We start from the raw sequence: 21588 nt of genomic DNA, 5'->3' as shown, positions 1-21588 counted from the left end.
CTGTGGGCACGACTTTGAACCCGCAAAAACCGCGGTTTCAAAGCTCGGCCTTGTTGTAGGCGGGGCAAAGACCGCCCCACCAACAACAATTCCACGGCTGAGCCCCAAACCGCCTACGATTGCTCCGCCTTGGCACTGCAAGTGTAATCGTGTTCAAAAAATATATATGATACAACAAAGAACTGCCGCATATTGCCAAATTATCTGACAATATACGGCAGTCCTTTAGTTTGTCATCGCATTTTTGTACATTACTAGTCGCCCAAAGGCTCAACCTACTTCGCCACAAAAACCAATTCCGTCCCTGTCGATCGCCCTGGGTCAAAACGATAAGTCGGTGAATCAAACTCGGTCAATTCAGCAACTGTCGAAACTTGATGCATCGCGGCATAGCGGACCATTTCGCCGCGGGCTATTTTGGCATAAGTGGCGCGGGTTTTGAGCTTGCCGTTAACTAGGTGGGCGAAGCGGACGTCGATGAAGGTGTCGTCCGGCTGTAAATACGGGCGGATGGTTTTGGCGTATTCATCGGAGGCTAAGTTAATGATCGGGCCGGGGATGGCTGCCAGTGCTTGATACAATCGCTCACCCCAGAAATCGTATAAATGACGGTAAGGCGGCATGGCCAAGCGCGTTTGCATTTCCAGACGATAAGGGACAATACCGTCGAATGGTTGCAGAATGCCATACAGGCCGGACAAAATGCGCAGATGTTGCTGGATGTAAGCCAAACCCGCATCGTCTAGCAAATCAGGCGCCATGTATTGGTATTGAATGCCAACATAGCTGAAAATGGCCGGTGACTGCTGGTGCGTGACGTCGCTTGTCTGCAACTGCTGATAAGCCGCCTGCGTCAGGCGGTCACTTGTCTGCCACAGCGCCTGCATTTCCGCTTGGGAAAGTTGTTGCATCCGCTTAAGCAATGCTGCCGCCTGATCGCGGAACTGTGGCTGGCTTTGAACCGGAAAATCGTCTTGGGCGACCACCATTTTCTTGGCCGGGGCGATGATGAACTTCATAGAGAAAACCAAACTTTCTAGGTAGGATGCGCCATTTTCAAAAAATGGCAGTAACGAAACTTTTAAAACGGCAACTTAGCAATATCGCCATTCGCTTGCGTCGTTGTTTGCGGCAGATGGCTGACGGCCTGCAATGTCATCAAGGTTGCGGAAAAGTCACCATGCGCCAGCGGCAAGGTCACGCCGGCAAAATTCAGCTCCGCACCGGTTGCGGTCTTTTTGTCGTTAATCTGATACGACATGGTCGGACGCAGATAGTGCAGCAGGACATGCTGATAGTGGGGAATCGGCGCAATGACTCCGGCTGATGTCAGGACGATGGCCTTGGTTTTCGCCTCGTCGGTGATGAGCCAGCAGACCTGATCCTGATTCGGATGGCTGGGGTGGAGACGATAAAGGCTGCCGTTTTGCAATTCGGCACGATTGGCTTTGTAAAAGGCAAAGCTGGCCTTGACCGCTGCGGCCTCGGCGGGACTGAGTTGGCTCGGCGGACACTCAATGCCGGTCACGCCGACCAGACTCAGCAGCGCCCGCGTTCGTAGCGGCGTCACCCGCGAATCCTGTAGGTTAGGCGACATCGTAAAGTGGGAGACGAACGTTTTAAGCGGGAAGAATAACGAAAAACCATTCATAATCTTCATGCGATAAACCGGATCGGTGAAATCGCTGGTCCACGTCTGATCGGTGTACGCCAGCATCCCACCGTCCAATCGGCCACCACCGGAAGAACAATTTTCGATGATGAGCTTGGGAAAAGTGTCACGTAACGTTTTCAAGACGCGATACAAGCCGCGCGTGTACCGGTAACCCACTTCACCTTGTTGATCCGGCGGCAAAACCGGGCTGCCGGGCTGACTGAAGTGGCGATTGTAATCCCATTTTAGATAGTCGATGTGATTTGTGCGGACCAAGTCAGTCAACACGGCAATCAAATGATCCTGCACGATGCGCTGACTGAGGTCCAACACCAATTGATTACGCGACCGCAACGGCTTTTGCCCGACATACTGCATAGCCCAATCCGGGTGTGCCGCATATAGTTCGCTATTTTCGCTGATCATTTCCGGCTCGACCCACAAGCCGAACGCCAGTCCCCGCGCGTGCAAGGCATCGGCAACTGGCCGCAAGCCGCGCGGAAATTTCACCGGATCCGGCACCCAATCGCCAAGTTGCCCGGCATCGTTGGGGCGATTTTTAAACCAGCCGTCATCCACCACGATCAGTTCGACGCCGAGCGCCTCCGCCTTGGGAATTTCCGCCAGCACCTTGGCTTCACTCACGTCAAAATAAGTCGACTCCCACGTGTTATATTCGATCAGATTCCGCCGCGGCACCGGCATGACGTGATTGGCGAAGAATTGATGGAAAATATGGCTCAGATCATTCAGGCCCTTAGTCGTATACGCAACTGCGGCCTCGGGCGTAACAAACGGTTTGCCGGGCTTAAGCTGCCAGGAAAAGAGTTCCGGATTCAACCCCATCACTAGCCGGCTATTGCCAAACTGATCCACTTGCGCCGTGTAATTAAAATTGCCGCTCCACAAAAGCGTGACGCCCAGCGCCTCACCGGCAAAGTCATCGGTTGCCGGTGCTGCCAAAATCGTCGCCGGAACGCCTTGCGGTCCACTCGCCCCATAATTGCTGGCAATCGATTTTTTTCCCGGCGTCAACGGCTGACGGGTCACACTGGCTTCGCTCAGATGCGCCCCGGTCAAGGTAATAAGATCGTACGCATGATCGTCAAAATCAAGCTGAAGACTGGCCGCATGGGTAATCGTCAGAGTGTTGTCACTCAGATTGCGATAAGCCACCTGCTTAAGCAGCACCGGCAAATCGCCAACAATCGTGTACTTCAGGTGAACCGCCAACGTATCGGTCTCATCATGCATGGTAATAATCAGCGTCTGACCATTCGGCGTCCGCGCAGTCGGCAGCGTGCCGTTGAAGTTTTCATTACCAGCCAGAATTTGAAAATCGTGGAACTTAAGATTACCGATTAGCTGGCCATGAGCATTGCGCACAGCATAAGCAGGCGTGCGATAATCGCCACCCATCAGCGTGCTATATTCAAGCGGCAGGGTCGTCAGCGAAAATGGGGCGGCATCATTTTGAATGTTAAACGCATGGCTAAAGTCTTCCAGCTTTGCCGTCCCTGAAAACTGCTCCAGCGCCGGACCGCAATAACGCTTCACAAGGTACCCGCGAATCACCTGAATAATGTAACTAAAAGTCGCGTTATGCAGATGAAAAAGCTGGCGTTGCGGATCATATTCAATATTTGCCATGGTGCGCCTCCTGGAAAATCTCTGGTTTTAATCTATTATAAGCAAACGGCCGGTGATTTGCTTGGGGGACATGTTAGGTGGGGTGGAAATGTTCATCTATTCTAAAAAAGGTTTCCATAAATTATGGTGGAGCTGTGTATGGGAGGAAAGAATAGCTTGAACATTTTATTGGGACCTTAGGATGTCAGTGCCAAGGCGGAGCAATCGTAGGCCAGATGGGGCTCAGCTGTGAAATAGATGTTGGTGGGGCGCTTTTTGCCCCGCCTACATCAAGGCCGAGCTTAGAGACTCTGCCGGTTTTGCAGAGGCTCTAAGTCGTGCCCTCCGCTCTAGCTTCGCGTCGCAAGCCCCAGCTGGCCGGAGATTGCGGAGTTTGGCACGACAACAAACGCAAGCCCCCAAAATCCCCCCGACTGAAGTCAAACATTTTGCTTATAAAAATTATAAACAATAACTACTATAATCTTTGACCCGCCATCTGGCACTCCCGTAGAATTTTAATTGTAGTTAAGCACTAATAACGACATTATAAAATTTTTGAAGGGAGTGCATAGTATGAATGCATTTATTGGTTGGCTGAACCGGCATATCGTCCCGGTCGCAGCAAAGATTGGATCGATTCGCTGGTTAGTCGCATTACGTGACGCGTTTATCGCGATCATGCCGGCGATGATGGCCGGAGCGGTTTCCACCGTCTTGAACGTTTTGATTCGGGACATCCCGACCCAGTTCAAGTGGATGGGCATCGTCGATAGCATGCAATGGCTCATCGTCATCAACGCCATGGTGTGGACCGGAACCCTAGCCATTTTAGGTCTGCTCTTCGCCTTTACGTTCGGGTACCACTTGGCCGTTCAGTACCAAGTAGAACCGGTGACCGGCGGGATTGTTGTGCTCGGCACGTTCATCATGAGCCTGCCACAGAACTTTACCTTGGCGTTAAAAGGCACACTCGGTAAGGGCGCGGCCAAGCTCATCACCGATGCCGGTGGCGTTGTGGACGGCAAGAACGTCAGCATGTGGGGTTTCTTCAACTTCAACAAGTTCTTCGGCTCCTATGGCTTCTTCACCGTCATGATCATGGGCGCCCTTGCCATGACCCTCTACATCTGGTTAATGAAGAAAAACGTCACGATTCGCATGCCAGAATCGGTGCCGCCAGCCATCGCCAAGGCATTCACCGGGATCATTCCCGCCACCGCCGCGCTCTACCTGGCCGGCGTCGTGAATTACCTGTTCAGCGTCAACAAGACCACCGTCATTGAGTTCATCGCCACGATTGTTCAAGAACCGCTTTTGAACATGTCCCAAGGCTTCTGGGCGGTGTTACTGATGACGCTGCTGGTACAGATTTTCTGGTTCTTCGGTCTCCACGGCACCAACGTCTTGGGCCCGGTTTTGGACTCGATCTGGTTAACCGCCCAAATCGCCAATATGAATGCATTCATGAAAGGCGAGGCACTACCGTTTGTTTGGACCCGTAACGCCTTCGATCTGTATGCATGGATCGGTGGGGCCGGCAGTACCTTACTATTATTGATCGCCATCCTCATGTTCTCCAAGCGTGACGACCAGCGTACTGTGGCAAAACTCTCGATCGCGCCCGGTTGCTTTAACGTCAACGAACCGGTGATGTTCGGACTGCCAATTGTGCTCGACCCGATTTACTTCATTCCATTCATCGCGGCACCGGTTGTGATGGTCTCGATCGCGTATGGCGCACACATGCTAGGCTGGGTGTCACCGGTCAAGAACCAGATCGTCTGGTCCATGCCGCCATTTGTCAACTCGATCATCGCCACCATGGATTGGCGCGCACCGATTCTGCAAGCCGTGAACATGGTCATCGGCTTCCTGATTTATGTACCATTCGTCAAAGCCGCCAATAAGCTGGATCCGGAACTGCACATGACCGAACCGCCAGCAGAAAAAACCAAAGAAACAGCCGATGACGATCGCAACCTAGAAGGTGATGCGATTTGAAAACCGCAACCACCGCGCTAATTCTAATTAACATTAGCATGGCGATCATCGTTTTCAGCGCGTTGATGCCGACACCATGGCGCATTGGCGGCTGTCTTCTGGGCGTTATCGCCACTATTTTCTGCACGCGCAGGTACGTCAGTCTGGCCAAAGCAAAATAAACCACCGCAGTCACGACTTGGGTTGATCTACCACACTGCATCGTGCCAAAAGGAGGCCAAGATGAAAATTATTATGAATTTACCGGTGGCACCGAAAGTCTTTTTCAATCAATTGCAACAATCTGCCTTAGCCGATATTCGCCAGCACACCGGGCGCGAACCGCTGCCTAAAAGTCTGCGCGGGTTCAGTTACGCCAAAAATTGGCCGAATGGACGCACGGCGCGGTTGACCATCACCGAGTTCGAGCCCAATTCAGTCTACGCGTATGAATTGGTAACGCCGCAGGATGATTTTAAAGTCCGCTATCAATTAACCCCACTGGAAAACGGTAAAAGTCGGCTCGTCTATGAAGAGTCACTTGTCGCCAAAAGTGCGCGTGGTGCCGCCAACAATCGTGCCAGCGGGTTTTTGCTCGGGTGGTTCCGTAAACGGCGCTTTAAAAAAATGGCCCGCCAGATGTGTGCTACCTGAGAGTCTAACCAGACACTGTAAGAATGAAGCGTGATCTTTTGCGCCATAATCGCTGAAAGATCACGCGCAACAAACGCTAAAAGGAGGAACTATGGGCAAACTTGGCATCAGCCTCTATCCGGAACAAACAACGGTCCCACAGGCAACGGCGTATTTAGAAGCTGCGCAGCAATTTGGTTATCGCCGGCTTTTCACGTCACTTTTGCAACTGTCAGGAGATCACGGTCGCGATCAGCTTGCGGTCTTCAAAGCCGTGGTCGCCAAGGCCAATCAACTCGGTTTTCAAACCATTGTCGATATTGCGCCGCCGCTGTTTAAAGAACTGGGCATTGACTATCATGACCTGAGTTTCTTCCATGACTTAGGCGTTTGGGGCCTGCGTCTTGATGAGGGCTTCACCGGTCAGGAAGAAGCCTTGATGACGCATAACCAATACGGTCTGAAAATCGAACTGAACATGAGCGCCGGGACGAATGCGATCGACGCGATCATGTCCTTTGGTCCGCGGCGGTCGAACTTACTGGGTTGTCACAACTTTTATCCGCAAGAATACACTGGCTTAGGCGATGACCGGATGGTGGCTTATTCCCAGAAGTTTCGGCGGTATGGTCTTCAAACGGCGGCTTTTATCAGTGCGCCGAGTGCAGATCACGGGCCATGGCCGGTCAGCGAAGGTTTGCCGACGTTGGAAAGTGACCGTCATCGCTCGATTGCAAGTCAAGTACATCATCTGCGTTTAACTGAAGTGATTGATGACGTCCTCATTGGCAACGCGTTGGCAAATGAGGCTGATCTAAAAGCAGCGGCACTGGCATTCTTTTGTCCTTATCCGACACTGCGGATGACCACTGAGCCGGCGCTTGCGGATCTCGAAGCCAAAATTGCATTCAGTGAAGCTCACCTGTATCGCGGCGATGCGTCTGATTACCTGATTCGCGATACCCAACCGCGTGTACGTTACGCCGGACAACCGTTGCCGGCACATGATGCCACCGGGACCTTGCATCGCGGGGATGTCGTGGTGGTCAATGAAACTTACAAGCGTTACGCAGGCGAGTTGCAAATCGTGTTGCGTGATCTGCCCAACGATGGGCGCCGCAATAAAATCGGCCAATTGACCGATGAAGATCTGGCGTTGTTGTCATTGTTAAAGCCATGGCGGACGTTTATGCTAAAACGCGTTGCCAACTAGCAACTTACTCAAGATTAATCCGAGGGGAAATTAAATTTATGCATGAAGTAAACGAAGAAACGATTATGGGCTTGATTATGGCCGGTGGTAACGCTAAAAGTGAGGCCTTTGAAGCCATTCAGACAGCGAAAACCGGCAACTTCAGCGAAGCGGATCACCATTTAAAATTGGCTGATGAAGCATTGGTGACGGCTCACAATGTGCAGACTGAATTGTTGACAGCCGAGGCAAGCGGCGAGCATGCGACGATTTCGTTGTTGATGGTGCATGCGCAGGATCATTTAATGAATGCGATCACGTTTCGCGATTTAGCTGGCGAAGTCGTGGCAGTGTATCAGCGCTTGGCGGAAGTAAGCGCGGTTACTGACTAGCAAGCTGCAGTGTTATGGGACATTAGATCACATTAAGCGCAGTACGACAGCTTAAATCAAATCAAAGTTTAGCAAAAGGCTGGGGCAACGCGAACCTGAACTTATCAGGCGCGTTGTCTCAGTCTTTTTAAATTGAGGTGTGGGACACTAAAATGCTTTTCCCGGTTTTTAACCGGTCTGCCTTACGCTCACCCCATGACTTTTCTCAATTTACCTACCGCAATCGGCAAAGTAAGATATGGCTTGCTTTTATCCAGATCACTTGCCACGGTCTTGGGCAGAATGACATCACTTTGCACGCCGTTGACATAGATAACCGTGTTGTCGAGGTTGAGCACGTCGCGGCCATAGCGCTTCCGCAATTGGTCGCGCAGCGCGGATACGACGACGCGCTGTTGGTAAATGTAAAAGCCATTGTCATCAGCTTCAGGATATTTACTGCCGACCAGTTTCAGCTTATCCGGTGCATTGTCGAGCGGCACAAAAACCTTGCCGGAAACTTGCTCGGCTTCTTCTTCGTCAACCACGCCGTCATGATTCTTGTCCTGGGCGCTAGTGGCCGGCACTACCGGCGCATCCGATCCGGTACTTTCCAATACTGCCATATGGTTCATATCCGCTGGCGTATTGAACATTTCGATTCGGATTTGCAAAGCATCATCATCGGTGACCTCAAAATTTGCAAATCCGTGCGCTTGGCGGCCGATGCAATCCGAATTAAGTGCCCGCAACGTTGCCCGATATCGTTTACGCATAAACCCGCCTCCATTTTTGAGTTATTTTAGGTAAACCTAACTCACCTTTAATGTTAGTCCTTTTAGACAAAAAATCAAGGCCGTGAAACATCGAGAAACATTGATATATCAATGTGGAACAGGGAAAATATGCAAGACTGTTCGTCAAAATCGATATTATTGTAAAAGAAACGAATATTACGCGCAAAAAAGTTAGTGATCGTTAACACCCAACATCCCAAGTGTCTTCATGTGGCTCGATCGGAACAACCTGCTATACTCGTCCTGATTTAGAAATGGATGCGAAAGAGGAACAGGGATTTTGACAGAGGAAAAGAGGTCATCAACTTGGCAAAAGTTAAAGTGCTGACCATCCTCGACACGACCAGCGCCATTTAAATAATTGCAATTTTACATCATTGGATTGGCCACAACCGATCATTGCTTATAATTGCATAAGCGTTGTACGATAAAAACAGCTTAAGGTCAGACCCAATCTGGCTTTAAGTTAAGTGGCGCCTGTCACAAAACCGCGATGTTGCCGAGACATTTACCGGTCATCTCGGCAAGGAAACTTGATCACAAAATAACAATTTACCATTTTGTAAGCGTTTTCGGTGTTGCATTTAGCGCCACTGGTGTATAGTTAAATTGGAATCATTGTAATATGGGAGGTGCATTATGAGAGTCGTTATTTTCTCCACCTGTATCGTGGATCTTTTCTTTCCCAATGTTGGGGCGGCGATGACCGAAGTGCTTGAGCGGTTTGGGTGTGAAACGTTTATGCCGGTCAAACAGATTTGTTGCGGTCAGCCAACCTATAACTCTGGCTATGTGAAAGCCAGTCAAAAGGTATTCCGTAACGAGATCGACGCGTTGTTGTCGGTGGACGCCGATTATATTGTCGGGCCAGCCGGTTCTTGCGTGAACATGTTGCGGGAATACCGGATTTTGCTGAAGGATGATCCCGAATATGCGGAAAAGGCCAAGCAAGTCGCGGACAAGACGTACGAATTTTCCCAGTTTCTTTATCGCGTGCTGAATGTTATCGACGCCGGGGCCGAATTGGATGCTAAGGCTACCTATCACCGTTCTTGTCATATGACGCGGTTGCTCGGTGAACGCACGGCGCCATTTAAGCTGCTGGATCATGTGAAGGACTTGCAGATGGAACCGTTGCCGCACATCGAAAACTGTTGCGGTTTTGGCGGGATGTTCTCTGCTAAGGAGCCGGAAATTTCCAAACAAATGGTCGATGAAAAAGTTGATGATGTGTTGAGCACCGGCGCACAAGTTCTGATTTCAGCCGATCCGTCTTGCCTGATGAACATTGCCGGCCGTTTTTCCCGGCGAAATGAAAAGATCAAGATCATGCATATCGCGGAAGTTTTGAACCACAATGTTAATCCGGAGCGGATCAAGTTCCATGAACCGCTTGGGGTCGAACAGGAGGTGCGCCCATGACTATTTCAACCAGTGACAAGCCGTTCTTGGAGCGGGTTAAGGAATCAGAACAAGACAAATTCATGCAAGCCAGTGTCGCCAAGTCGCAAGATGCCCAGTGGGACAAGCGGGAAGCTTCGCGTAAGGAGCTCGGCAACTGGCCGCAATGGCGGGATCTAGGCGAACAGATTCGCCAACATGTTATTAAGTACTTACCGGATTATCTAGAAGAATTTAGCGATAACATCGAAAAGCGTGGCGGTCACGTTTATTTTGCCAAAACCGACAAAGAGGCGGCTGCGTACATTACGAACCTCGCCAAGGAAAAGCAGGCACATAAAATTGTGAAGTCCAAGTCAATGGTGACCACCGAAATCAACCTGGACAAGGAATTATTGAAGATTCCCGGCACCCAGTTGATGGAAACCGATTTGGCGGAGTTTATTTTGCAAGAAGACGATTGGGCTGAGCCGACGCACATTGTCTTTCCGGCATTAGCCAAAAACCGCGATCAAGTCAAAGAGATCTTTGACAAACTCGGTTATGAAGGCGACAACGATCCGGAACATCTGGCGCGGTTTGCCCGGGAATACCTGCGCCGTTACTTCTTACAGGCAGACTTCGGAATTACCGGCTGTAATTTTGCCATCGCCGATTCCGGGTTGATTAATTTGGTAACCAATGAAGGTAACGCCGATCTGACCATGGCCATCCCGAAGACGCAGGTGGTTGTGATGGGGATGGAGCGGATCGTGCCGAGTCTGAAGGAAGCCGAGACGTTGGACAACATGCTTTCCCGCTCGGCGGTTGGCCAGAAGCTAACCAGTTACTGCTCCTTCTCCGGCAAGCAAGTTGAAGGCGAAGCAGACGGTCCCGAAGACTTTCATGTGGTCATTGTCGACAACGGCCGCAGCAATGCGCTCGGCACCCCGTTTGAACCGGTCCTGCAGTGTATTCGTTGCGGGGCCTGTCTCAATGTCTGCCCGGTTTATCGCCACATCGGCGGACATGGCTACGGCTCGATTTACCCCGGACCGATCGGCGCAGTGCTGTCCCCAGTGCTGGACGGCTATGAAAAGTTCGGCGACTTGCCGTTTGCCTCCAGCCTTTGTGCTGCCTGCACCGAAACCTGCCCTGTCCGCATTCCGCTGCATCATCTGCTGATCAAGCACCGCGAAGTCATGATGGATAAACTGAAGACAGATCACAGTTTTAGCGACAAGATTATGAAAATGGTCGGTGTCGGCACCAGCGCACCGGTTTTGTTCAACATGGCACTTGATATGGATCATGCGATGGTGGGCGTTTTATCTACCAAAGACCAAGGCAGCGTTGAAAATGAATACAATAGCGGCCGGATCAAACAAACCGGCATGATGCCGAAGCTGGCGCGCGGTTGGACCGATGTGCGTGACTTGCCACGGCCGCCGAAGAAGAACGAGAACTTCCGCCACTGGTTCAAACAACACAAAGCAGCATTGGAGGCGCAAAAACATGATTGATCACAGTAATCGCGAAGACTTTTTAAATGCTATTGCCGAAAAAGCCGGTCGCCCGCGCCACCAGCTACAGGATCATCCGTTTGAACCGCTGAATGACCTGCCGGAAACCACGTTGTCTGGCCATTCGCAAGACGAGTTGGAAGCGATCGCCAAGAAAAATAGCGAGGCCGTGCATGTGACCTTTTCCACGACGGACAAGGCGGGGCTGGCCGATGCGTTGAATGCCTACATCGAACATGACGCGCCGAAAACGCTGATCCTGCCGACAACGGATCAGTATGAGGACTTTGGCCTGCGTGACTGGACGGAAACAGTTGCACCGAAGCCGATGTATTGGACGCCGGGAAAAGGCCGCGACTTCAACTTGAAGCAGGCGGCTGCGGCTGATGTTGCGATTGGCTTTGCGGATTATCTATTGGCCGAATCCGGCACCATCACCATCGCGACAACGCCAGGGCAGGGCCGTGGGTTCCACTTTTTGCCAACGCATTATCTCGCCATTGTTAAGAAAAGCAACATTTTGCCGCGGTCACGGCAGGCGATGGATCGTTACGATGCCGCCATCAAAGCCGGTGAGCTGCAAACCAGCAACATTAACTTCATTACCGGGCCATCAAACTCGGGTGATATTGAAATGACCTTGGTTGTTGGCGTGCACGGGCCGCTGGATATGACTTATTTGGTGGTTGAAGATATGTAGCAGGTAGCTCGTTAATGTGAGATGCTTGAATGAAACGGTCTTAGGGACAGCAGTTGTCTCTGTGGCCGTTTTTTGGTGCGCCGGGGTTTATGTCACTTTTCGCGGTCAAGCGACCGTTCATACAGATATGGTATACTTGCTAATGAAATGATTTGTACCGGTGCTTAGTGAACGCTTAGGTTGTAAACGTGTTCACACATTTTGCCAGCGCCGGTTTGCTCATAATGAAGGAGATAGCAGAATGACAGAAGCAATCGATTTGAAGGCCGGAATGGTCTTTGTTAAGGACGGCAAGTTGATTAAGGTTTTGGAATCGAATCATCATAAGCCAGGCAAGGGCAATACCGTGATGCAGATGAAGTTGTACGATGTGCGTTCCGGTGCCAACGTGACTACGACGATGCGGCCAAGTGAAAAGGTTGAAATTGCGATCATGGATCGTAAAAAGGCCACTTATCTGTATACGCAAGACGACACGGCTTATTTCATGGACAGCGATACTTATGAGCAGTATGAGGTCCCAACTGCTAGCATTGCGCGTGAGCTTAAGTACATGTTGCCAAATGTGCCGGTTGAAATTGAGTTCTACGGTGATGAAGTGATTGGCCTTGAGCTGCCGGGAACGGTCGAGCTTGAAGTCACCGATACGCAGCCAGCGGTCAAAGGCGGCACGGTGGCAGGCGGTGGCAAGCCAGCCACACTTGAAACTGGCTTGGTCGTTACTGTACCCGACTTTGTTAAATCTGGGGAAAAGATTTTGGTCACCACTGACACTGGTACTTACAAGGGTCGGGCTCAGAAGTAAATAGATTCAAATAACAAAGTGCGTCCAATCAAAATGGACGCTTTTTTGATGATCTGAAATAGTTGAGTTGCTCGCAAATGGGAAGCGTGGTGCGCACGGCAAAGTCGCCGGGCTGATTAATTGTAGCGATTAAACGATGAGCATAGAATACACTCGAAAGGGTGTGGGGACGATGGAGATGTCGCAGGCGCAACGCGTTAAAATTCTGATTGTTTTAGGGATGATGTCGTTACTGACGGCATTATCCGGATCGAGTACCAATCTGGCCATGCCCAGGATTTCCGAAGACTTGATGATTTCCAGTAGTGCGGCGACCTGGATTGTGTCCATTGGCCTCATTACTACGGCGGTTTTGTTGGTGATGTTCGGACATATCGGCGATTTGGTCTCCAAAAACCTGGTCTTCCTGATTGGCGAAGTCGTGTTTATCGTTGGCTCGCTGTTGACGGGCATCGCACCGACCTATCTGACTATTATGGCAGGTCGGGTGGTTCAGGCAGTTGGTTCGGCGATGATTATGGCCAATTCGATGGGTATCATTAGTCAGTATTTTCCCGATGCGAATCGTGCAGAAGCCCTTGCTGTGATCTCGATGTTCGTGTCGCTGGGATCGATTTCCGGCCCGGCATTCGGTGGTATCCTCATTACTTGGGCGAGTTGGCGCTGGATTTATTTATTCAATGTACCGGTGGGAATCCTGATTGTTTTGGCTGGTATGCGTTTGTTGCCATTACGGCGGCCGGCGCATGGTGAGATCAGGCGCGTCTGGCAACAAGCTAACTGGACCGGACAGAATCTGTTCACTGGTGGGATGATTTTGATGTTCGCCAGTGGTTACTGGTTGCAACAGCCAACACAGCTGTGGCTGGGCGCAGGCATTTTGGCAGGCGGGATCCTATTAACGATTCTGGCATTTATTCAGGATCAACGCTCGCGCTCGCCGTGGATTGCGCCGAGCATTATGCACAATCCGGACTATTTGATTTCGGTGAGCGTGTTGCTGATCGTGATGCTGGTCAATTCGGTGTCGAATATTCTTCTCCCATTCTACCTGCAGAGTTACGGCGGCATTTCGGCGTTCGCCAGCGGCCTGTTGATGATGTTGCAGAGTGTCACGATGCTGATGATTACGCCATTTGCCGGCTGGTTGGCCGATCACTGGAATCGCTATTACCTGACGATTCTCGGCTTGTTCGTCCTGATCATCTCGCAGATCGGATATGCCAGTTATCCTGCCAAAATAAGCATGGCGCCGATCATCTGGCCGATTGTTGCCAATGGTGCGGGGATGGCCTTGTTCCTGTCGCCGAATAACGCTTTAACCATGGGCGCCGTGGACAGTAGCCTTTCCGGGGTTGCCGGTTCCATGAACTCACTGGCCCGCACGATCGGGTTGACCATTGGCATCAGCTTCGACGCTACCTTGCTATTTGCTCAGTTGCCCGGCGTGACCCGCATCTCATCGCAGTCCGGAGAACCATTTTTACACGCGCTAGCTACGGTCTTTTGGTTAGCCACTCTGGTTTCGGTCGTCGGCCTGGTGATTGTGGTGTTTCGAAGCATTCGTAGCCGTAAGCAGACTAAGACACTCACTAATAATAAGTGATTACTTTGAAAATAATTAGCAAGAACTGAGCAAACGCCTTGGTTCTTGCTTTTTTTAGTGAGCACATGGCTAGTGGGCTGTTTGACAGAAGCGAAAATTATTCGAGCTAAACGAGTCGTTTCATGAAAATAGGGGGAATTTGCGCTAAAAAGTTCTGTTATTTAATATTGCTGCTATTTTCGCTTTTAGCAAAGTAAACAGTTGCTGACCCTATATCTCACTAGTGATGTTGCCTTTGCTGATTCTTGATTTGATGCACCATCTAAAACGTTCGGAAAAGCTACGTATGATTTGTTATTTGATATCATGCTTAACTTTTTGGTGAGACATTTCCTAACACAGTAGTTTTTTTATTCAAAATTGAGGGTTTACTTATTTACATTAATGAGATTCTAATGTAAGGTAAGTTCAATCATTTTAGGAGGGAACAAGATGAAATTTAGAAAAACAATGGTTGCGGGCACAACAATTGCGCTCGCTGGGGTGTTAGCAGCCTGTGGTTCTAATTCAGCAAGCAGTAAAGGCACCTCCATTACTCGCATGGAAAGCGATGTTATCTCCACAATGGATCCATCAACGAACACTGATGCGATTAGTGGTCAGGCGTTGACGGATACGATGGATGGTTTGTATCGGTATTCCGGCAAGGATCTCACACTGGCAATGGCCAAGAGTCAACCAACTGTATCTAAAGATGGTAAGACATACACCTTCAAACTACGCAATGCCAAGTGGAGCAATGGTGATCCGGTAACGGCTCAAGATTTTGTGTTTGGTTGGCGGCGCACAGTTGAACCTAAGACCAAGTCACAATATGCGTATCTCTTTTCCGGCGTGAAGAATGCCGATGACATTACCGCTGGCAAGAAAGCAGCCAGCACGTTGGGTGTCACTGCGGTTAACAAGACAACGCTAAAGGTAAGCTTGGATCATGCGATTCCTTACTTCAAGACCATGCTAGTTAACCCGGCATTCTTCCCGCAAAATGAGAAGTTTGTTGAGAAAGCTGGCAAGAAGTTTGGTACCACCTCCAAGTACATTCTGTCTAATGGTCCTTACGAGCTGAAGAACTGGAACGGCACCGGTAACACTTGGAAAGAAACCAAGAATAAGACTTATTGGAATGCCAAGAATGTGCATATTGATACGTTGAATGGTCAAGTGGTTAAGGATCCGCAAACTGCGATGAACCTTTATCAATCCAAGAAGTTGGATATTGCGCAGTTGACTGGTGAACAAGCAGCCCAGGCAAAGTCGAATCCTGACTTCAAAGGTTTGAAGCAAACTTCTACATTCTTCCTGGAACTAAACGAACAAAAAGATCCGATCTTTAAGAACACCAAAGTTCGGCAGGCAATTTCCATGGCGATTAACCGGAAAGAGTACATCAAGAAAGTTTTGAATGATTCTTCTATCGCGGCCAAGAACGTTACACCTGAAGGACTATTTACCAAGGACGGTAAAGACTTCTCGGAGACAGCGGCAAAAGCAGAATCGTCAACGGTTACGTATAATCCTACCAAGGCCAAGGAACTTTGGACAGAAGGATTAAAGGAAACCGGTCAGACCGCACCAAAGCTGGAACTGTTAACGGATGATACGACCAATGCCAAGCGTTCGGCTGAGTACTTCCAGAGTACCCTTCAGCAGAATTTGCCAGGATTGAAAGTGACAATTGCCACGGTACCATTTAAGACACGTTTGTCTCGTGCTCAAAATGGCCAGTTCGATATGGTCATCTCAGCCTGGGGTGCTGACTTCCCAGATGCAATTTCCTTCCTCGATTTGTTCACCACTGACAATACGTATAACGATGGCAAGTGGTCAAATGCGCAATATGATGCCTTGATTAAACAGTCCAAGACGACGGACGCTACTAACCCGACTGCTCGTTGGAATACATTGTTAAAGGCACAAGAACTTCTAACAAAGGAACAAGGGGTTGTGCCACTGTATCAACGGGTTCAAACCACACTGCAACGTAAGACCATTACCGGTTTGAAGTACAATCCGACGAATTCTTATGACTTTGTCAATGCAAAGGTTAAGTAATTCGCTGAAATAAAAATAAAGGCTTAACACTTTAATCATTAGTTCTCATGAACGGCGTTGTCACGTGTTTTGCGGCGGGACAACGCCGTTTGAGTAAAAACCCAAAAAACAGGAGTGAATCATGGCTAAATATATTTTAAAACGGATCGGCTTCCTGCTCCTGACGCTGTTTCTTGTTGCCACCATTACTTTTTTCCTAATGAAGTTACTGCCGGGGACCCCGTTTAATAATCCTAAAATTCCGGCAGATCAACTGGCAATTTTAAAGAAACAGTATGGACTGGATAAGCCGGTTTGGATGCAATATCTCACGTATATGGCAGGGATCACGCATGGTGACTTCGGGATGTCGTACCAGTATCCCGGGCAAACCGTGTCCGGCCTGATCGTTTCGCGAATGGGACCGTCACTGCAAATCGGCGCGCAAGCCATGGTTGTGGGCACGCTTGCCGGTATCGTGCTTGGTGCGATTGCGGCGATTCGGAAGAATACCTGGGTGGATGCCACCGCGACGATTTTCGCGATTCTCGGCCGGTCTATTCCTAACTTCGTGTTCGCTGCGTTGTTGCAACTGTTTGCTTATAAAACCGGTGCTTTTCCAGTCGCATTATGGGGCGGGTTTACGTACAGTATTTTACCGACGATTGCCCTTGCCATTGCCCCACTGGCGCAGACGGCGCGGTTTATGCGGACCGAAATGGTGGATGTGCTGAGTTCTGACTATATCGAACTTGCGCGGTCCAAAGGCGAATCACGCTGGCAGGTCGTTGCTAAGCATGCGCTGCGTAACTCCATGATTCCGATTGTTACCATCATCGGGCCAATGGCAGTTGACTTGATGGTTGGCTCACTGGTTGTCGAGAATATTTTTGCGATCCCCGGCATTGGTGAACAATTCGTTAAGTCAATCACGACCAACGACTATCCGGTTATCATGGCCTTAGCAATTCTTTACAGTGCAATGTTGACCGTCATCATCTTAATCGTTGATATTCTCTACGGCTTCATTGATCCACGAATCCGACTGAGCGGGGAGGCAAACTAATGGCAACAACAAAATTAAGTCCAGACGCATTCAAGCATGTCAAAGTGAATACGGCTGAACAGGAACGCATTGCCAAGCCTGCGCTGACGTTCTCACAAGATGCGATGCGGCGACTGAAGAAGAACAAAGCCGCGCTCATCTCACTTTGGGTCTTGATTATTATTGCGGTCATTTCAATTCTATCTTTGTGGCTGTCACCTTCAAATCCTAACAAGCAGAACCTGAACTATTCCAATTTGCCACCAAAATGGCCAGGCGTGGATTTACCGGGATTAAACGGTTACCTGAATGGCCAGAATAAATACGCCGGCATGGGCAAAAATGTTTACTACCTGCTCGGTACGGATTACCTCGGCCGCGATTTGCTATCCCGCATCATGGTCGGCACCCGCGTTTCGCTGTTCATCGGGATTGTCGCAACCTTCTTCGACCTGACCATCGGGGTTTTCTACGGCATCATCTCTGGGTGGCGCGGCGGCATGACCGATACCTTGATGCAGCGTGTTATTGAAATCATCTCCAGTGTGCCAAATCTGGTTGTTGTTATCTTGATGTTGCAGGTATTTAAGCCAGGGATGACGTCCATCATTTTGGCCATTGCGTTGACTGGCTGGGTCACCATGGCCCGCCTGATTCGGGCGCAAACACTGCAGTTAAAAGATCAGGAATTTGTCTTGGCGGCTAGAACGCTTGGCGAGTCGAGTGTCAAAATCGCCTTCAAGCATCTGATTCCGAACCTGAGCTCCATTATCATTATTCAGACCATGTTCACGATTCCAACGGCCATCTTCTTTGAAGCCTTCCTGAGTTACATCGGGATCGGGCTGCCGGCACCAACTGCCAGTCTCGGGACGTTGTTATCCGATGGGCAGAAGAATTTGCAAGTTCTACCATATCAACTACTGTATCCGGCGATTGTCATCGTTGTTCTGATGCTGGCGTTTAACTTGCTAGCTGATGGCTTGCGTGACGCGTTTGATCCGCGTAGTGAACATTAGGAGGTGGCAAAATGACTAAAATTCTGGAAGTTAAAGATTTGGAAATCGACTTTGCCACTTATGCCGGACCGGTGCACGCGATTCGGGATGTCAGTTTTGACCTTAACAAAGGCGAAACGCTGGCGATTGTTGGCGAGTCTGGTTCCGGGAAATCCGTTACCGTACGGACCGTGATGGGCTTGTTGGCGCCCAATGCCAAGATCACCCACGGCGAAGTGCTCTTTGATGGCGTCGATATTCTCAAAAAGTCCGAGAAACAGTTGAATGCCATGCGCGGCAATGATGTTGCCATGATTTTCCAGGATCCGATGACATCGTTGGATCCGACCATGACCATCGGCAAACAGGTGGCCGAGCCGTTAATGCTGCACAACAAGATTAGCGAATCCGACGCTTTGAAAGAAGCCGAGCGGGTGCTGGAACTGGTCGGCATCAAGGACGCAGGTGGCCGATTGAAAGATTACCCGCATCAATTCTCCGGCGGCCAACGCCAACGGATCGTCATTGCGATTGCGATCATCAATCACCCGCAGATTCTGTTAGCCGATGAACCAACAACGGCGCTGGACGTGACGATTCAGGCGCAAATCATCCATTTGTTAAAAGAAATCCAATCCAAAATCGATACGTCAATCATTTTCATTACCCACGACCTCGGCGTTGTTGCCGGGATCGCTGATCGCGTGGCGGTTATGTATGCCGGTAAAATTGTGGAATACGGCACCGTTGACGAAATCTTTTATAATGCTCAGCATCCGTACACTTGGGGGCTGCTGGAAGCAATGCCGACACTGGAAACGAAGAGTGATCGGCTGTACGCAATCCCCGGTACACCACCGGATTTGCTTGATCCGCCAAAAGGAGACGCGTTTGCCCCGCGTAATCCCTATGCGATGGCCATTGATCTTGAACAGGAACCGCCTTTCTTCAAGATCTCGCCAACCCATTCGGCCGCGACCTGGCTATTAGCGCCGGGTGCGCCGAAAGTAGAGCTGCCACCGGAAATCGCGCGGCGACACGCGCTGTGGGCAAGTAAGCATCCAAACGAAAAGGTGGTGAACTGACATGGCTGACGATAAGAAAAAAGTCCTTGTTTCCGTTAAGCATCTGGTTCAGACGTTTAACGCCGGCAAGAAAGACGAAGTCAAAGCAATTCAAGATATCTCGTTTGATATTTACGAAGGCGAAACCCTTGGGCTTGTTGGCGAATCCGGTTCCGGGAAAACCACGACCGGTCGTGCCATCATTCGGCTGTATGATCCAACGAGTGGCGAAATTTTGTACAACGGCCAGGACATCGCCAAGCTCAAAAACGGCTCGAAGCAGATGCTGGCTTTCCGGCGGGATACGCAGATGATTTTCCAGGATCCATATGCGTCGTTGAATCCCCGGATGAAAGTTAAAGACATCATCGCGGAAGGTATCGATATCCACCATCTCGCCAAAGACAAGGCGGATCGCGATCACCAAGTCGAACAGTTGCTAGAAGAAGTTGGCTTAAACGCCGACCATGCGACCCGTTATCCGCATGAATTCTCCGGCGGCCAACGCCAGCGGATCGGAATTGCCCGGGCGCTTGCGGTACAGCCTAAGTTTATTATCGCGGATGAACCGATCAGTGCACTGGACGTATCCATTCAGGCTCAGGTGGTTAACTTGCTGAAGGACATTCAGGATCGCCAAGGGCTGACTTATCTGTTCATTGCCCATGACCTATCCATGGTGAAGTATATTTCCGATCGCATCGCGGTCATGCACTATGGCCGTCTGGTCGAACTGGCCAGTGCCGACGAGGTTTATTCCCATCCACTGCATCCATACACGAAGAGCCTGCTGTCAGCCATTCCTGTTCCTGACCCAGATGTCGAACGGAAGCGTGTTCCGATTCCTTACGATGCCAGCAAAGTCGAAGGCGACAACAAGCAACGTAAAATGGTCGAGGTTTATCCCGATCACTACATCTTCGCCGCTGACGATGAAGTGGCCGCGTATAAGGCTGAAGCCGAAGAGGACCATAAGACGCCAGCTGGGACAGCTGCGGACTAACAAAAGAGGATTCGCTTGCTCCAGTAGCATTTGCGGCAAGTCTTATAGTAGCGTTTGATTTATAAAAGTCGGGAGCACGTAAAAGTGTTGCCGACTTTTTAGCGTAAGTGCGAATGAAAGCGCTTATACGAAGGACTTCTGCAACTGTGTGAACTTGTGATTCATCAATCCGAAACTTGTTAATATTCGCTAAATATTGCCAAGCCTGAATTGAATTTTGACTTCAAGATGGCGCTTTCTGGTCGCGGGTCTGCTACACTATCCTCAAAGGAAGTGTGCAAGGAATGACCAAGTTTTATTTTGTACGGCATGGACAGACCGAGACGAATCTGGCGCACCGCTTCAATGGCGGACGCACCGACACACCGCTAACACCGTCTGGCCGCGCCGGAGCAATGGCAGTGGGACGATTTTTTGAAACAACCGGTTTTGCTGGCATCTATGCCAGTCCGATGCCGCGGGCCCAAACCACCGCAAAGTTGATTGTGGCTCAAAGCAAGGTGGCCCAACCGGCAATCATTACCGAAGAAGATTTACGTGAAGTCGATTTGGGTCAGTGGGACGGTCGCCCTTTGGCAAAAGTTCAGGATGATCCCCAAATCGATAATTATTATCATAACCTGCTGGCATTTGATTATAAACGAATCGGCGCCGAGTCGTTTGAGCATGCGTTGACTCGCGGACGCCGCGTGATCGCGCGAATTTATGATCAACATCCGGACGGCAAGGTGCTCGTGGTTGCCCATGGATTGTTGGGGATGCTACTACTGAGCACTTATCTTGGTGCAGACCTCAACAATGCCCGCGATGAAATGGCCATGCCGCCGAATAATAGTATCAGCGAAATCGATACCGATGACGGTGAAGAATTTACCCGGGGCACCTTGTGGGCGTTTGTCCCGAGCACGTTATAGAACACGAAAGATCAGTTAATCATTTGTCCCCGCCGGAATGTGCTCTTTTTTCCCGCTTATCAAGCCAATATTTGGCGCTTCCCCCACGCGAGCGCTTACAATAGTAGTGGAGATGTATTGGCGCGTTAATGTGGGGTTCGTACACCAGCGTTGTGTGAGAATAGGCCGTCTTTAGATTATTAAATAATAATATAAAATCTTTTGATGGTCGCTCGTTTCATTTAATGTTAAAGCATAACGCCGTACATTAAAGGTGGGGG

At 50.0% G+C, this 21588-nt stretch carries 19 protein-coding genes; 16 read left to right on the top strand and 3 right to left on the bottom strand.

Going from position 1 to position 21588, the window contains the following annotated elements; translation table 11 throughout:
• Positions 1-275: 275 nt before the first annotated feature.
• Both yaaA and LACZS1_RS09660 read right to left on the bottom strand, forming a co-directional pair.
• A complete protein-coding gene (gene yaaA, locus LACZS1_RS09665; RefSeq protein WP_070652180.1) occupies positions 276-1019 on the bottom strand; it encodes a peroxide stress protein YaaA in 744 nt (247 codons plus the stop codon).
• A 62-nt stretch (positions 1020-1081) separates the two neighbouring features.
• On the bottom strand, positions 1082-3304 hold the full coding sequence (locus LACZS1_RS09660) for an alpha-galactosidase (RefSeq protein WP_070652179.1): 2223 nt from the start codon (positions 3302-3304) through the stop codon (positions 1082-1084).
• A gap of 555 nt (positions 3305-3859) precedes the next feature.
• On the opposite strand from LACZS1_RS09660, the gene LACZS1_RS09655 reads away from it, so the two are divergent.
• The 5 genes from LACZS1_RS09655 to LACZS1_RS09635 all read left to right on the top strand — a co-directional run bounded on the left by LACZS1_RS09655 (position 3860) and on the right by LACZS1_RS09635 (position 7483).
• Positions 3860-5287: a PTS sugar transporter subunit IIC gene (locus LACZS1_RS09655; RefSeq protein ID WP_070652178.1), complete on the top strand. Its 1428-nt coding sequence runs from the start codon at positions 3860-3862 to the stop codon at positions 5285-5287.
• On the top strand, positions 5284-5448 hold the full coding sequence (locus LACZS1_RS09650) for a hypothetical protein (RefSeq protein WP_168165319.1): 165 nt from the start codon (positions 5284-5286) through the stop codon (positions 5446-5448). The genes LACZS1_RS09655 and LACZS1_RS09650 overlap by 4 nt, the downstream gene beginning before the upstream one ends.
• A gap of 61 nt (positions 5449-5509) precedes the next feature.
• Positions 5510-5920 (top strand): DUF3284 domain-containing protein, encoded by a 411-nt coding sequence (locus tag LACZS1_RS09645; RefSeq protein ID WP_070652177.1) that lies wholly within the window; start codon positions 5510-5512, stop codon positions 5918-5920.
• A 91-nt stretch (positions 5921-6011) separates the two neighbouring features.
• The gene (locus LACZS1_RS09640; protein WP_070652176.1) at positions 6012-7112 is read left to right on the top strand and encodes a DUF871 domain-containing protein; all 1101 of its coding nucleotides are present in this window, start codon (positions 6012-6014) and stop codon (positions 7110-7112) included.
• 38 nt (positions 7113-7150) lie between these two features.
• Complete coding sequence (locus LACZS1_RS09635) at positions 7151-7483, top strand: PTS lactose/cellobiose transporter subunit IIA (protein ID WP_047105743.1); 333 nt, start codon at positions 7151-7153, stop codon at positions 7481-7483.
• A 188-nt stretch (positions 7484-7671) separates the two neighbouring features.
• Here the strand turns inward: LACZS1_RS09635 and LACZS1_RS09630 are convergent, their stop codons facing one another.
• Positions 7672-8238, bottom strand: a complete 567-nt coding sequence (locus LACZS1_RS09630; protein WP_010491644.1) for a hypothetical protein — start codon at positions 8236-8238, stop codon at positions 7672-7674.
• A 660-nt stretch (positions 8239-8898) separates the two neighbouring features.
• On the opposite strand from LACZS1_RS09630, the gene LACZS1_RS09625 reads away from it, so the two are divergent.
• From LACZS1_RS09625 to LACZS1_RS09575, 11 genes are all read left to right on the top strand, one after another.
• Complete coding sequence (locus tag LACZS1_RS09625) at positions 8899-9681, top strand: (Fe-S)-binding protein (protein WP_047105741.1); 783 nt, start codon at positions 8899-8901, stop codon at positions 9679-9681.
• Positions 9678-11162, top strand: a complete 1485-nt coding sequence (locus tag LACZS1_RS09620; RefSeq protein WP_070652175.1) for a LutB/LldF family L-lactate oxidation iron-sulfur protein — start codon at positions 9678-9680, stop codon at positions 11160-11162. The genes LACZS1_RS09625 and LACZS1_RS09620 overlap by 4 nt, the downstream gene beginning before the upstream one ends.
• The gene (locus tag LACZS1_RS09615; protein WP_070652174.1) at positions 11155-11862 is read left to right on the top strand and encodes a LutC/YkgG family protein; all 708 of its coding nucleotides are present in this window, start codon (positions 11155-11157) and stop codon (positions 11860-11862) included. Before LACZS1_RS09620 ends, LACZS1_RS09615 begins: the two co-directional genes overlap by 8 nt.
• Before the next feature lie 241 nt (positions 11863-12103).
• The gene (efp, locus tag LACZS1_RS09610) at positions 12104-12667 is read left to right on the top strand and encodes an elongation factor P (RefSeq protein WP_070652173.1); all 564 of its coding nucleotides are present in this window, start codon (positions 12104-12106) and stop codon (positions 12665-12667) included.
• 172 nt (positions 12668-12839) lie between these two features.
• A complete protein-coding gene (locus tag LACZS1_RS09605) occupies positions 12840-14273 on the top strand; it encodes an MFS transporter (RefSeq protein WP_093997816.1) in 1434 nt (477 codons plus the stop codon).
• A 432-nt stretch (positions 14274-14705) separates the two neighbouring features.
• Entirely contained in the window at positions 14706-16325 is a 1620-nt protein-coding gene (locus LACZS1_RS09600) for a peptide ABC transporter substrate-binding protein (RefSeq protein ID WP_070652171.1), read from the top strand.
• 121 nt (positions 16326-16446) lie between these two features.
• Positions 16447-17370 carry an oligopeptide ABC transporter permease gene (gene opp3b, locus LACZS1_RS09595; RefSeq protein ID WP_010491629.1) on the top strand — a complete coding sequence of 308 codons (924 nt, stop codon included), beginning with the start codon at positions 16447-16449 and terminating at the stop codon, positions 17368-17370.
• The gene (locus LACZS1_RS09590) at positions 17370-18368 is read left to right on the top strand and encodes an ABC transporter permease (RefSeq protein ID WP_010491627.1); all 999 of its coding nucleotides are present in this window, start codon (positions 17370-17372) and stop codon (positions 18366-18368) included. The genes opp3b and LACZS1_RS09590 overlap by 1 nt, the downstream gene beginning before the upstream one ends.
• Positions 18369-18379: 11 nt before the next feature.
• The gene (locus tag LACZS1_RS09585; protein ID WP_010491625.1) at positions 18380-19432 is read left to right on the top strand and encodes an ABC transporter ATP-binding protein; all 1053 of its coding nucleotides are present in this window, start codon (positions 18380-18382) and stop codon (positions 19430-19432) included.
• A 1-nt stretch (position 19433) separates the two neighbouring features.
• Positions 19434-20414 (top strand): ABC transporter ATP-binding protein, encoded by a 981-nt coding sequence (locus LACZS1_RS09580; protein WP_070652170.1) that lies wholly within the window; start codon positions 19434-19436, stop codon positions 20412-20414.
• 284 nt (positions 20415-20698) lie between these two features.
• Positions 20699-21328, top strand: a complete 630-nt coding sequence (locus tag LACZS1_RS09575) for a histidine phosphatase family protein (protein ID WP_070652169.1) — start codon at positions 20699-20701, stop codon at positions 21326-21328.
• Positions 21329-21588: the final 260 nt, after the last annotated feature.

The sequence above is a fragment of the Lacticaseibacillus zeae subsp. silagei genome, from assembly GCF_030770335.1.
GTDB classification, from domain to species: Bacteria; Bacillota; Bacilli; order Lactobacillales; family Lactobacillaceae; genus Lacticaseibacillus; species Lacticaseibacillus zeae.
This window is presented reverse-complemented; position numbering and strand designations above follow the sequence as displayed.

Bases quoted from the DNA above. Each gene is read 5' to 3' on its own strand.
- LACZS1_RS09615 (WP_070652174.1), top strand. From the start codon at position 11,155: ATGATTGATCACAGTAATCGCGAAGACTTTTTAAATGCTATTGCCGAA.
- LACZS1_RS09645 (WP_070652177.1), top strand. From the start codon at position 5,510: ATGAAAATTATTATGAATTTACCGGTGGCACCGAAAGTCTTTTTCAAT.
- LACZS1_RS09620 (WP_070652175.1), top strand. From the start codon at position 9,678: ATGACTATTTCAACCAGTGACAAGCCGTTCTTGGAGCGGGTTAAGGAA.
- LACZS1_RS09625 (WP_047105741.1), top strand. From the start codon at position 8,899: ATGAGAGTCGTTATTTTCTCCACCTGTATCGTGGATCTTTTCTTTCCC.
- LACZS1_RS09640 (WP_070652176.1), top strand. From the start codon at position 6,012: ATGGGCAAACTTGGCATCAGCCTCTATCCGGAACAAACAACGGTCCCA.
- LACZS1_RS09575 (WP_070652169.1), top strand. From the start codon at position 20,699: ATGACCAAGTTTTATTTTGTACGGCATGGACAGACCGAGACGAATCTG.
- yaaA (WP_070652180.1), bottom strand. From the start codon at position 1,019: ATGAAGTTCATCATCGCCCCGGCCAAGAAAATGGTGGTCGCCCAAGAC.
- LACZS1_RS09600 (WP_070652171.1), top strand. From the start codon at position 14,706: ATGAAATTTAGAAAAACAATGGTTGCGGGCACAACAATTGCGCTCGCT.
- LACZS1_RS09580 (WP_070652170.1), top strand. From the start codon at position 19,434: ATGGCTGACGATAAGAAAAAAGTCCTTGTTTCCGTTAAGCATCTGGTT.
- LACZS1_RS09660 (WP_070652179.1), bottom strand. From the start codon at position 3,304: ATGGCAAATATTGAATATGATCCGCAACGCCAGCTTTTTCATCTGCAT.
- LACZS1_RS09635 (WP_047105743.1), top strand. From the start codon at position 7,151: ATGCATGAAGTAAACGAAGAAACGATTATGGGCTTGATTATGGCCGGT.
- efp (WP_070652173.1), top strand. From the start codon at position 12,104: ATGACAGAAGCAATCGATTTGAAGGCCGGAATGGTCTTTGTTAAGGAC.
- LACZS1_RS09655 (WP_070652178.1), top strand. From the start codon at position 3,860: ATGAATGCATTTATTGGTTGGCTGAACCGGCATATCGTCCCGGTCGCA.
- LACZS1_RS09585 (WP_010491625.1), top strand. From the start codon at position 18,380: ATGACTAAAATTCTGGAAGTTAAAGATTTGGAAATCGACTTTGCCACT.
- LACZS1_RS09630 (WP_010491644.1), bottom strand. From the start codon at position 8,238: ATGCGTAAACGATATCGGGCAACGTTGCGGGCACTTAATTCGGATTGC.
- opp3b (WP_010491629.1), top strand. From the start codon at position 16,447: ATGGCTAAATATATTTTAAAACGGATCGGCTTCCTGCTCCTGACGCTG.
- LACZS1_RS09605 (WP_093997816.1), top strand. From the start codon at position 12,840: ATGGAGATGTCGCAGGCGCAACGCGTTAAAATTCTGATTGTTTTAGGG.
- LACZS1_RS09590 (WP_010491627.1), top strand. From the start codon at position 17,370: ATGGCAACAACAAAATTAAGTCCAGACGCATTCAAGCATGTCAAAGTG.